This is a genomic window from Curtobacterium pusillum (genome assembly GCF_007673235.1).
GTDB lineage: Bacteria > Actinomycetota > Actinomycetes > Actinomycetales > Microbacteriaceae > Curtobacterium > Curtobacterium pusillum_C.
Genome location: NZ_VDZH01000004.1, coordinates 161,131 through 172,593 on the forward strand (window position 1 = coordinate 161,131; position 11,463 = coordinate 172,593).

General features: G+C 72.1%; 7 protein-coding genes. 3 read left to right on the plus strand and 4 right to left on the minus strand.

Annotated elements, in window-relative coordinates; translation table 11 throughout:
* Window positions 1-55: 55 nt before the first annotated feature.
* Together FS532_RS12460 and FS532_RS12465 are read right to left on the minus strand one after the other, a co-directional pair.
* On the minus strand, window positions 56-2,191 hold the full coding sequence (locus tag FS532_RS12460; protein WP_186322026.1) for a DEAD/DEAH box helicase: 2,136 nt from the start codon (window positions 2,189-2,191) through the stop codon (window positions 56-58).
* Between the two features lie 483 nt (window positions 2,192-2,674).
* Window positions 2,675-3,919, minus strand: coding sequence for a phosphotransferase enzyme family protein (locus FS532_RS12465; protein WP_144754740.1), 1,245 nt, complete (start codon window positions 3,917-3,919; stop codon window positions 2,675-2,677).
* Between the two features lie 80 nt (window positions 3,920-3,999).
* Between FS532_RS12465 and FS532_RS12470 the strand changes: the two genes are divergently transcribed.
* Complete coding sequence (locus FS532_RS12470) at window positions 4,000-5,085, plus strand: FUSC family protein (protein WP_186322027.1); 1,086 nt, start codon at window positions 4,000-4,002, stop codon at window positions 5,083-5,085.
* A 241-nt stretch (window positions 5,086-5,326) separates the two neighbouring features.
* On the opposite strand, the gene FS532_RS12475 is transcribed toward FS532_RS12470, so the two are convergent.
* Window positions 5,327-5,635: a hypothetical protein gene (locus tag FS532_RS12475; RefSeq protein WP_144754746.1), complete on the minus strand. Its 309-nt coding sequence runs from the start codon at window positions 5,633-5,635 to the stop codon at window positions 5,327-5,329.
* Between the two features lie 195 nt (window positions 5,636-5,830).
* Here FS532_RS12475 and FS532_RS12480 point away from each other — a divergent pair, with 195 nt between their 5' ends.
* Entirely contained in the window at window positions 5,831-6,508 is a 678-nt protein-coding gene (locus tag FS532_RS12480) for a response regulator transcription factor (RefSeq protein ID WP_079238605.1), read from the plus strand.
* Window positions 6,505-8,016, plus strand: a complete 1,512-nt coding sequence (locus FS532_RS12485; protein WP_144754749.1) for a sensor histidine kinase — start codon at window positions 6,505-6,507, stop codon at window positions 8,014-8,016. Before FS532_RS12480 ends, FS532_RS12485 begins: the two co-directional genes overlap by 4 nt.
* A 10-nt stretch (window positions 8,017-8,026) precedes the next feature.
* Here the strand turns inward: FS532_RS12485 and FS532_RS12490 are convergent, their stop codons facing one another.
* Window positions 8,027-11,452, minus strand: a complete 3,426-nt coding sequence (locus FS532_RS12490) for an error-prone DNA polymerase (protein ID WP_144754752.1) — start codon at window positions 11,450-11,452, stop codon at window positions 8,027-8,029.
* Between the last annotated feature and the right edge of the window lie 11 nt (window positions 11,453-11,463).

An 11,463-nucleotide genomic window follows, 5' to 3' on the forward strand; every position in this document is an offset into this window, starting at 1 on the left:
CGGGCCGGCCGCAGCCGCAGGCGAGCCGGACGCCCGCAGGCGAGCCCGGAAGCCCCTACCGGCCGCCGTGCTCCAGCGCCTCGGTCAGCAGCGCCGCCATCGCGTCGAGCTGGATGTCGCCCGAGTCGACGACTTCTTCGTCCGAGCCGTCCAGGGCCCGGGCCGCGAGGGACGCCTTCGAGTCGATGAGCTCCGCGATCTTCGTGTCGATCGTCTGCGCCGCGATGATGCGCCACGCGGTGACGGGCTCTTCCTGCCCGATGCGGTGCACGCGGTCGATCGCCTGGGTCTGCTCGGCCGACGTCCACGACAGTTCGGCGAGCACGACGTTGGACGACACCTGCAGGTTCAGACCGACGCCCGCCGCGGTGAGCGAGCAGACGATCACGGCGACGTCGGGGTCGTTGACGAACGAGTCGATCTCGGCGGTGCGCTGCGTCGGCGTCTGGTCGCCACGGACGGTGGCGGTGCGCAGGCCCCGGCGTGCGAAGACCTCCTCCGCCTGGTCCATGACGTCGAGGTGCTTCGCGAAGAAGACGACCTTGCCGACGTTCGACGCGAGCTGCGCCGCGTAGTCCGCCGCGAGCTGGGCCTTGGCGCGGCCGATCCGCCGGACCATCGAGAACACGTTCTCCCCGGTCGGCGAGGCGTCCTGGTCCTCGAGCTCCCACCGGGCGACCTGGCGGACGAGCTTGTGGTCGATGCCGACGACCGGGTCCTGGCCGGTGCGGGCGTCGAGCGCCTGGTGGTACCGCTTGACGAGCTTCGCGGTGAGTTCGCGCTCGGCGTCGCGGATGGAGCGACCGACCTCGTCGTCGAGTTCGACGGGGATGTCGGCGATCCGGCGCGCCGGGATGTCCGCAGCGACGTCGACCTTGCGGCGTCGGACGATGCCCTGGTCGATGACGGCCTTGCGCGCCTCGACGAAGAAGCCCGGGTCGGCCGGGGTGAGGCCGATCTCCTCGAGCTCGTTCATGAGCTTCGCGCGGGGCTTCTTGTCGTCGATCCAGCCGAGGTACTCCCAGATGGTGCGGAAGTCCTCGACCGAGTTGATCAGCGGGGTGCCCGTCAGCGCCATGAGCAGCGGGTGCGCCGTGCGCTGCCGGATCTTCTCGGCGAGCTGCAGCACGAACTTCGAGCGCTGCGAGTCCTTGTTCTTGATGAAGTGCGCCTCGTCGACGACCATGCCCTTGAACCCGAAGGCCCCGAGCCAGCCGGCGTGCCGGTCGAGGATCTCGTAGTTCACGATGACGATGTCCGCGAACCCGTCGAGGTCGTCGCCGTCACCGTGGATGACCGTCGACGTGCGGTTCGGGACCCAGCGGGAGGCCTCGCGCGCCCAGTTCGTCTTGACGACGTTCGGCACGACGACGAGGAGCGGGAACGCGTTCGCGGCGTCGGCGGCGAGCAGCGACTGCGCGGTCTTGCCGAGGCCCGGCTCGTCGGCGAGCAGGAACGTGCGGTGCCCCTGCGCGGCCGCCGCGATGAGCTCCGCCTGGTGCTTCATGAGCGTGGTGCCGGACTTCGAGTGCAGCGTCGCGGGCTCCGGCAGCGGCATCGTCGCCGCTCCCCCGCCCGCGCCGTACTCGAACGACTTGAACAGCGGCCCGAACAGCTCCCAGTTCGCCAGACGCCGCGGGTGCGCCACGGGCTGATCGGCGAGCGCGAAGTCCGGCGGGAGGAACGGGTTCGCGAGCTGGCGTGACACGACGGCCTGCGGGACGACCGCTCGCACGGGGCTCTCGACCGTCGGGGACGGCTCGGCCGCGATGACGAGTTCCTCGGGCTGCAGTTCCATGCCGCCCGCGATCATCATGTCGCGCTTGACCGTGCGGGTGGTCTCGCTGACCGACGCTTCCTCGGTGAGGAGCTGGATGACGCTCGTGTCGCGTGCCGCGGTCTTCGCCAGGATCGTCGCGACCCCGTCGAGCCGCTTGAGCTGCTCCGCGCGCTGCGCGTCGGTGAGCTCCGTGTCGCCCTTCACCCGTGCGCGTTCCTCGCGCATGAGCAGGGCGACCGCCTGGAACTTCGAACGGTTCGACGCCTTGAGTGGTCCACGCTGCGCTGCCGCCTCGACCTCGCGCACGGCGCGGGCGAGGACGGGGATGACGCCGTCGTTGTCGAGCGGCCGAGTGCGGCGCGACGCGGTCCGCGTCCCGCCGGCTGCTCGCCGGGTGCCTGATCGAGCCAACGCTCCTCCTTGTTCCGCCCGTTCATCGCGGGCGAGCCGCCCGTGGGCGGAAGTCCTGTGCCGGGGCCTGACGCGGCGTTCCGTCGCGGCCACCGGGTGTGCGCCGGATGCGACGGTCCGCGCCGGGATCCAGCGCCGTCACACGCACGTGACGCCCCCTCGGGACGACCACGGATCCGGTTCCCACGTCGGTCAAGTGACCGACTGCTGCGTCCGGAATCGACGCGGCACGCGGGAACGCGGTGCGTGCGCGCCCAGTTTACTCCCCGACCACCGACGGAGGCGACTCGACGACACCCGCGCGAGTCGCGCCTCCAGTCCGCCTCCCCCGCCACATGGCGGACGGGAGGCACGGTGCGACCCCGCCACGCGCCTCCCGTCCGCATGGGTCACTTCCCCAGGTCGCACGATCTGTCGCCGCCGGGGCCGCCCTGCGGCCGTCCGCGCGACCTCGATACCGCAGACGCGGCGTGTCTGGCGACCTCAGAGCGACGGTGCGGACCGCGGGCGGACGCGTCCGTCCGACGGGACGACGGGGGCGGCCTCCGCGAGGGCGGCCTGCGTCGCGGCCAGCAGCTGCTCCGCGGTCTGGATCCCGTTCGCCGAGCCGGTCGTCGCCTGGCCACCGGCGTGCGCGAGCAGCTGCGCGCCGATCGCCGGGCCGATCCGGTCCGCCTGGTCGGGGTTCCGCGCGACCCAGTCGCGCGCGACCGCGTCGGCGAGGCGCTCGGCCGCCGCACCACGCTCCGCGTCGCCGCGCGAACGGTGCCACAGCCCGGTGACGACGAGGTGCGCGACCACGGCGCCGATGTCGCGGACCGGGAAGCCCCAGCCCGCCGTGTCGATGTCGAGCAGACCGGAGATGCGCCACGGCTCGTCCTCGTCGACGAACACCTGCTCGAGGTGCAGGTCGCCGTGCACCACCTGCTTCGTCGCCGTCGCCCAACCGATCGACCGTCGGCCGATCGCGTCGTAGAGCCCGTCGATCTCCTCGGCGTCCTGCGGCAGCGCGGCGACCAGCGTCCGGCGGTGCCAGTCGGCGTGGTCCATCGCGTCCGCGCGTGCCTGCTGTGTCATCGGCACCGTCGCGATCCGACCGGTGAGCGCCGCGAGGGACGCCACGAAGCGCGGGTCGTCGGCGATGTCGAGGATGCGGCTGCCGGCGGGCACACCCCGGATGCGCTCGAGCACCAGGAGGCCGTCGCCACGGCTGGACAGCACCCGCGGGACCGGGAGCCCCGCCGCGACGAACTGCTCGTGCGACTTCTCGATCGGGCCGACGCGGTGCGGCCGGACCACCTTGAGGAACACGGTCCCCTCGGCGGCGTCCACCCGGACCACGGCGCGCTTGCCCGGCCGGTACGCCGCGACGGTCAGGGTCGGGTCGGTCACGGGCATGCCGAGCGTGGTGAGGAGCTCGGCGACGGCGTCACGGTACGTCACCTGAGGCAGCACCGGCAGCCCGGGGTCGTTCGGGTAGGCCCACACCGAGACGGGCTCCCCCGAGGACGGATCCGTGACGATCGCACTGTTCTGGTCGTGGGTCCCGCCGGTGTCGACGTAGGTCAGGACGGTGGCGCGCTGACCGTTGCGGTCGACCGTGTCCACCTCGTACCCGTAGAGGTAGCCGTTCCCCGACGGTTCGACGGAGTGGGCGCGTGCGGCCACCACGGAGGTCCCGGAGCCGGCGAAGGCCTGCGGGATGACGCGCTCATGGTTGGGCCACACAAGACCAGTCAACCGGACGGGGCGGGTTTCGTCGCGTTCGTGCACGGCTCGGCGCGCGGACCGTGGCTAGCGTGGTCGTCGTGAACCCGGTCGCGCGTCTCCGCAGCTCCAGTCGCACGCCGTTCCTGCAGGTCGTCAAGACCGCGGTCGCGGTGGTCGCCGCCGTGCTGCTCTGCCGGGTGCTCATCGACGGACCGTTCCCGACCTTCGCCGCGATCGCCGCACTGCTCGTCGTCCAGCCGAGCATCAACCAGTCGTTCGTGAAGGGGCTCGAACGCAGCGCCGGCGTCGTCCTCGGCGTCGTGCTCGCCACCGGGTTCCACCTGCTGCTCGGCGACACCGTGTGGGTCGTGCTGCTCGTCATCGTGCTCGCGATCCTCATCGCGTGGGCACTCCGGCTCACCCCGACCTCGGCGACCCAGGTCGGCATCAGCGGGATGCTCGTCCTCACTGCGGGCGTGGTGACGCCGAACTACTCGGCGGACCGGATCCTCGAGACCGTCCTCGGCGCGATCGTCGCCCTCATCGTGAACGCCGTCATCGTGCCGCCGGTGCTGCTCGGCCCCGCGCACCTCGCCGTCGCCCGGCTCGCCCGGGACACCGCGGCCGCGTTCGAACGGGTCGCGATCGGCCTCACCGAGGGGTGGGACCACGACCGCTGGCACGAGGCCCTGCTGCAGGCACGGGCACTCCGGCAGCAGCACGCCCGCGCCGAGGCCTCGCTCACCGCGGCCCGGGAGTCCCTCACCATGAACCCGCGCGGCGGCCGGCACCGCACCATCCTCGACGAGGACATCGTCGTCACCGAGCACCTGCGCGTCCTCGTCACGCGGGTCACCGGCATGACGCGGGCGATCCAGGACAACACCGCGCCGGACCTCCGGGCGGACCCGGTGGTGGGGAGCATCGCGACCGAGGTCGCTCGGATCGCGGCCGACGTCCGGGCGCTCAGTGCGCGGGTCGCGGCGTCGGAGGTCCCGGTGGCCCCGGCGGTCGGGTCGTCGGTCGGGTCATCGGTCTCGTCGCCGGTCGCGTCCGCTGCGGAGCCCGCGCTCACCGCGCCGCTCGAGGTCATCCGGCCGAACTCGCGGCACTGGGTGCTCATCGGGGCACTCCTGGAGGACATCCGGCGCGTCCGCGAGGAACTGCTCGGCGAGGACGACTAGCGCGCGGTCCTCCCATGACTCCCGCCGCAGGAAGCCGATCCGCGCATACCCGGCCGACGTCACGCTCCGCGCGATTCGGACTGGAGGCGCGGCCCACGTGAGCAGACCGGCCCACGTCGGTCGCGCCTCCAGTCCGACTGCCCGCGTTCAGTGAGCAGAAATGGTCGAGTCCGCGCGACGAACTCGACGTCTTCTGTTCACTCGATGCGCGGCGGGCGCGCGCGGGCGTCCGCGGGCACGCTCAGCGTGCGGCGCTCGCGGCCTCGGCCGCGGAGTGCACGATGTCGTCCCAGATCGTCGCCGTCGGCACGGCGGTGTCGGTCGAGACGACCTCGGCCGCCGCGAACCGGTTGATCTCCGCGACCACGGCATCGGTCCCCGCCGCACGCGCGGCCCGACTGGCGACGTCGGGAACCGCGGCGCGCAGTTCTGCGACGACGCGGTCACGGCTGACGTCCTCCATGTCACCGAGCACGCCCATGCCCTTCCAGGCAGCGTCGAGCTCGGCACGCAGACGGACGAGGGCCGGGTGGTCCGGCGAGTCGTTCATGGTGCCCCCTGTGGACGCAGCGTCGGGTACGCGCCGTCCGGAGCGCGAGCCTAGCAAGGAGGCAAGAAGTCCTCACGTCCCACGAACGAGGGACAGACCGTTCTGCCCGTTCACTGTGACGAGATTCAGCGAGTTCGGTGACGGAACGCCCCCGGTCGGCCGGTTCGATGCCACGATGGATCCGAGGAGGTCGCTATGCGCCTGTTGGTGGTCGAGGACGATGACGAGATGCGCGCGCTCATGGAGCGTGGGCTCGCGGCAGAGGGGTACCGCGTCACGGCGGTCGAGAACGGCGTCGAAGCGCTCATCGCGCTCGGCGAGCAGGCGTTCGAGCTCGCCGTCGTCGACGTGATGATGCCCGGCATGTCCGGCTTCGAGCTCGCCCGGCGCATCCGCGAGCGCGAGGACCCCGTGCGGATCCTGCTCGTGACCGCGCGCGACGCCGTCGACGACCGGGTGTTCGGCCTCGACGCCGGTGCCGACGACTACCTCACGAAGCCCTTCGCGTTCGCCGAGCTCACCGCTCGCCTGCGCGCCCTCGGCCGTCGCGAGTCCGCCGGCGCCCCCCGCACCATCGAGGTCGGCGACGTCGGCATCGACTCCGAGGCCCGCCGCATCACCATCAAGGGCCAGCGGGTCGCCGTGAGCCCCACCGAGTTCGCCCTGCTCCGGCTGCTCGCACGATCGGTCGGCACCGTGGTCGACCGTCCGAAGATCCTCGAGGAGGTCTGGGACGGATCGCAGCACGTCGACCCGAACGTCGTCGAGCAGTACATCTCGTACCTCCGGAAGAAGCTGACCTCGCACGAGGCCACGGTCGCGATCTCCACCGTGCGCGGCCGCGGCTACCGGCTCGACCTGCTCGGGGCGTGACCGGGCCCCTGCCCACCTCCGGATCGGACACCCCGAGGCGCGGTCTGATCCGTCCGCTGCGGATGCTGTCGCTCCGTTCGCGCATCACCATCGGCTCGACCGCGATCGCCGCGGTCGTCATCGTGCTGCTCGTGCTCGTCATGCGGTTCCAGGTGGTCAGCGTCGTCGCGAGTGCCACGCGCACCCTGCTCGACGCGGACGCCGACCCGTACGTCGCGACGCTCGAGGTCGACAGCGACCCCGACCTGTCCCCGCCCGGCAACGCGCAGCTCGTCGCGGTGGTGTCGCCGTCGGGCGACATCGCGCTGTCCACCATGCCGCCGCGCGTGGAACGCGCGCTCGGCAGCCTGACGTCGACGAAGGCCGGCACCTCGCTCATCCGGGTGTCCGGATCGGAGTACCGCGTCGTCGTCGAGCACCCGGTGAACCAGGCCGGACGCTGGACCGTCGTCGCGGCCCGGAACTCCCAGGCCGAGGCGATCGTCGTCGACGACCTCACGTCGACGCTCTCGCTGACGGGCCTGGCCATCCTCGTCGCGTTCGGAATCGCATCCTGGGCGCTCGCCACCGCGGCCCTGCGCCCGGTGAACCGCATGCGCCGCGAGGCAGAACGGCTCTCCGTCGCCCCGGAGCGCGCGGAGCTGCCGGTCGGCCCGGCCCAGGATGAACTGGCGTCCCTCGCCACGACGCTCAACGCCTTCCTCGCGCGCACCCGCCAGGCGACCGAGCGCGAGCGCCAGATGGTCTCGGACGCCAGCCACGAGCTCCGCACGCCCCTGGCGATCCTGACGACCCAGCTCGACCTCGCCTCGCTCGACGGCGACGACGCCGCAGCCCTCGCCGCCCACATCGAACGGGCGAAGCTCAGCGTCGCGCGGCTGTCCCGCCTGGCGAACGACCTGCTCGCGCTGTCCCGGATCGAGGAGTCGGAACGCCGTGACCAGGACGGCCAGCAGCAGACCCTCACCGGGTGGTCCGACCTCGGCGACGAGGTCATGTCCGCCGTCGACCGCGTCCGGCTGATCGCCTCGGCGAAGGACATCACGGTCGACTTCGACCTCGAGTCCCCCGTCGCCGTCGGCGGTTCCGGGCCGGGCATCGGCGGCGGTACGGTCGAACCGCGGTACCGACTCGACACCGGTGGGATGGCGCAGCTCGTCACGAACATCGCCGGCAACGCCGTGTCGGCACTCCCCCGCGGCGGCGGCATCTTCGTGTCCTGGCGGAGCACGGGCAACGAGGGCGTCCTGCAGATCACCGACGACGGCCCCGGCGTCCCGGAGTCGTTCATCCCCGTCGCCTTCGACCGGTTCACCCGCCCCGACGAGGCCCGGAAGTCGCGCCCGAACCCCGACCCGGCCACCGGCGGCATCCCGTTGCCCGGCGGCTCCGGACTCGGGCTCGCGATCGTCCGAGCGGTCGCGGAGCGGGCCGGAGGCACAGCATCCCTCCGCAACGTCCGCTCTGGTGGACTCGAGGTCACGGTCCGTCTCCCCGCGGTCTCCTGACGCCACCCGGTCACTGGAAGTCCCGCGACCGCGTGCGGACGGACAGGGACAGGTGCTCGATCCGGTCCGCCACCAGGTTCACGACCCCGTCGGGTGAGCGTTCGAGGATCCCCCGGATGACGACCGCTGGCGCCTCGCGCGCCACCCGCCGGTACCGCCCCCACACCCCGACGCTGCAGATCACGTTCACCAACCCGGTCTCGTCCTCGACGTTCATGAACGTGATGCCCGAGGCGGTCGCCGGTCGCTGCCGGTGCGTCACGATCCCACCGACCTCCACCCGCCGCCCCGTCTCCGCCGTCGCGGTGTCCTGCACGCTGAGGACCCCGCGGGCGACCAGCCCGTCACGGACGTGGCGCACGGGATGGTCGTCGGTCGTCATCCCCGTGGACCACATGTCCGCGATGAGGACGTCGCCGCTCGTCATCTGCCCGAACAGCGGTGGCTGCACCGTCACCTGGGTGTCCGGCAGCTGGTCCGGGCGCTCGGCAGCGGCCTGGGCGGCAGACCACATGCCCCCGCGGCGGTCCACCCCGAGTGCGGCGAAGGCATCGGCGGCGGCGAGCGCCTCGAGCTGGGCCGTGGTCAGGCCGACCCGACGTGCCAGGTCGGACATGTCGGTGAACGGCCCGTGGGCATCGCGTTCGGCCACGATCTTCTCGGCGCTCTTCCGTCCGAGCGAGGAGACCTCGGCCAGACCGAGCCGGACCGCGAAGGCGCCGTCGCGGCGGTGCCGTGCCGTGTCGTCGGGCGAGGCCTTGTCGAACGGCAGCACCGGGGGCTGTTCCTCGGCCAGGCAGGCGTCCGCGCCGCTGGGCGCACTCGCACGCTCACCCTCGGGCAGCGGCTCGAGCGTGGCGTCCACGCCGGACCGCAGGATGTCGGGCCGCAGTACCCGCACCCCGTGCCGACGGGCGTCCGCGACGAGCGTCTGCGGCGAGTAGAACCCCATCGGCTGGGCCCGGAGCAGCGCCGCCAGGAACGCTCCCGGGTAGTGCAACCGCATCCACGCGCTCGCGTAGACGATGAGCGCGAAGCTGATCGAGTGGCTCTCCGCGAAGCCGAAGTTCGCGAACGCCTGGATCTTCGCGTAGATGGCGTCGGCGTCCTCGCCGTGGATGTCGTTCGCTGCCATCCCCGCGTAGAGCTTCTCGCGCAGCCGGTCGATCTTCTCGTGCCCGCGCTTCGACCCCATCGCCCGCCGGAGCAGGTCGGCGTCGTCCCCCGAGCAGCCGCCCACGGCGATCGCCATCTGCATGAGCTGCTCCTGGAACAGCGGCACCCCGAGGGTCCGCTCGAGCACGGGTTCGAGTGACGGGTGGATGTAGGTGATCGGCTCCTCGCCGGTGCGGCGGCGGATGTACGGGTGCACCGCGCCGCCCTGGATGGGTCCGGGACGCACCAGGGCGACCTCGATCACGAGGTCGTAGAACCGCCGGGGCAGCAGACGGGGCAGCGTGCCCATCTGCGCGCGGGACTCCACCTGGAACACCCCGATCGTGTCCGCACGGCAGAGCTGGTCGTAGACGCCCTGTTCCTCCTTCGGGATCGAGTGCATGTCCCAGCGTTCCCCGCAGTGCTCGTCGGCGAGGTCGAACGAGTACTGCAGCGCGGCGAGCATGCCGAGTCCGAGCATGTCGAACTTCACGAGCCCCATGTACGCGCAGTCGTCCTTGTCCCACTGCAGCACCGTGCGGCCGTCCATCCGGGCGTGCTCGATCGGCACGACCTCGCCCACGGGCCGGGCGGTGAGCACCATGCCGCCGGAGTGGATGCCGAGGTGTCGCGGGAACCCGAGCACCTGCTGCGCCATGTCCACCACGGTGTCGGGGATGTCGTGGTCCTGGCTCTCGGTCACCGATCCCCAGCGCTCGACCTGCTTCGACCAGGCGTCCTGCTGCCCCGGGCTGTGTCCGAGCGCCTTCGCCATGTCCCGCACGGCGCCCTTGGGCCGGTAGGTGATGACGTTCGCGACCTGGGCGGCGTTGAACCGGCCGTACTTCTCGTACACGTACTGGATGACCTCTTCGCGCCGGTCGGAGTCGAAGTCGACGTCGATGTCGGGTTCCTCGTCGCGCATCGCCGACAGGAACCGCTCGAACGGCAACCCGTACCGGATCGAGTCCACCGCGGTGATCTCGAGCAGGTAGCAGACCGCCGAGTTCGCCGCCGAGCCCCGCCCCTGGCAGAGGATCCCGCGGTCCCGGGCGTACTGCACCATGTCCCGCACGATGAGGAAGTAGCCGGGGAAGTCCTTGTCCTCGATCACCGAGAGCTCGCGTTCGATGCGCTCCCGTTTCTGCGGGTCCACCCCGTCGGCGCTGCCCGGGTAGAACCGTCGGGCACCGCGCCACGTGAGCTCCCGCAGCCAGGACATCGTGGTGTGCCCCTCGGGGACGTCGATGTCCGGCAGCCCGGGCGTGACCGTCTTCAGCCGGAACCCGAGCTGGTCGGCGAGCTCCACGCTGTGCTCGACGGCCCCCGGGTACCGCGCGAACCGTCTGGCCATCTCGGCACCGGAGCGCAGGTACGCCGTGGGGGCGGCCGGCAACCAGCCGTCGATCTCGTCGAGGCTGCGCCGCGCCCGGACCGCGGCGAGCGCCGTCGCCACGGGGAACCGGTCGGGGGTGGCGTAGTGCACGTTCCCGGTGGCGACGGTCGGCAGGTCGTGCTTCGTGGCGAGCGCGGCGAGGGCGTCGTTCCGGGCGGTGTCCATCGGGTCGCCGTGGTCGATGAGCTCGACGACGACACCGGCTGTCCCGAACCGGTCGAGCAGTGCGCGCAGAGCGGCTTCGGCCGCGGTCTCGCCGCCGCGCTCGAGCGCCTGCCGGACAGCGCCCTTCCGGCAGCCGGTGAGGACCCGCCAGTGGCCGTCGGACCGGGCCGCGAGGTCGTCGAGGTCGTACCGCGGCCGTCCCTTCTCGGCCCCGGCGGCGAGGTGGGCGCTCGTCACGGCGCCGGCGAGCCGGTGGTAGCCGTCCTGGCCGTCGGCGAGCAGCAGCAGGTGCGTGCCCTCGGGGTCGGGCACGCCGTTCTGCGGTTCGGTCAGCCCGAGGGACAGCTCGGTGCCGTACACGGTCGCCACGGTCGGGTAGGCCTCGGCGACCTCGGCCATCCGGGCGGCGCCGTAGAAGCCGTCGTGGTCGGTGAGGGCGAGGCCGTGCAGGCGCAGCCGTGCTGCCTCTTCGAAGAGGTGCTCCGGTCCGCTCGCGCCGTCGAGGAAGCTGAAGGTGGAGTGCGCGTGGAGTTCGGCGTAGGGCACGACGGGCACGTTGCCCGTGTCCTGCTGGCCACCCGGCGCCTCGTACCGCGAGCGCTTCCGCGACCACGCCGGACTGTCGCCGCCGTCACCGTCGTGCGTGTTGCCGGGACTCCGCTTGTCGGACAGGGCACGTTCGAACTGCGACCACGGGATCGGCGGGTTGCTGTACCCCATCAGTGCTCCCC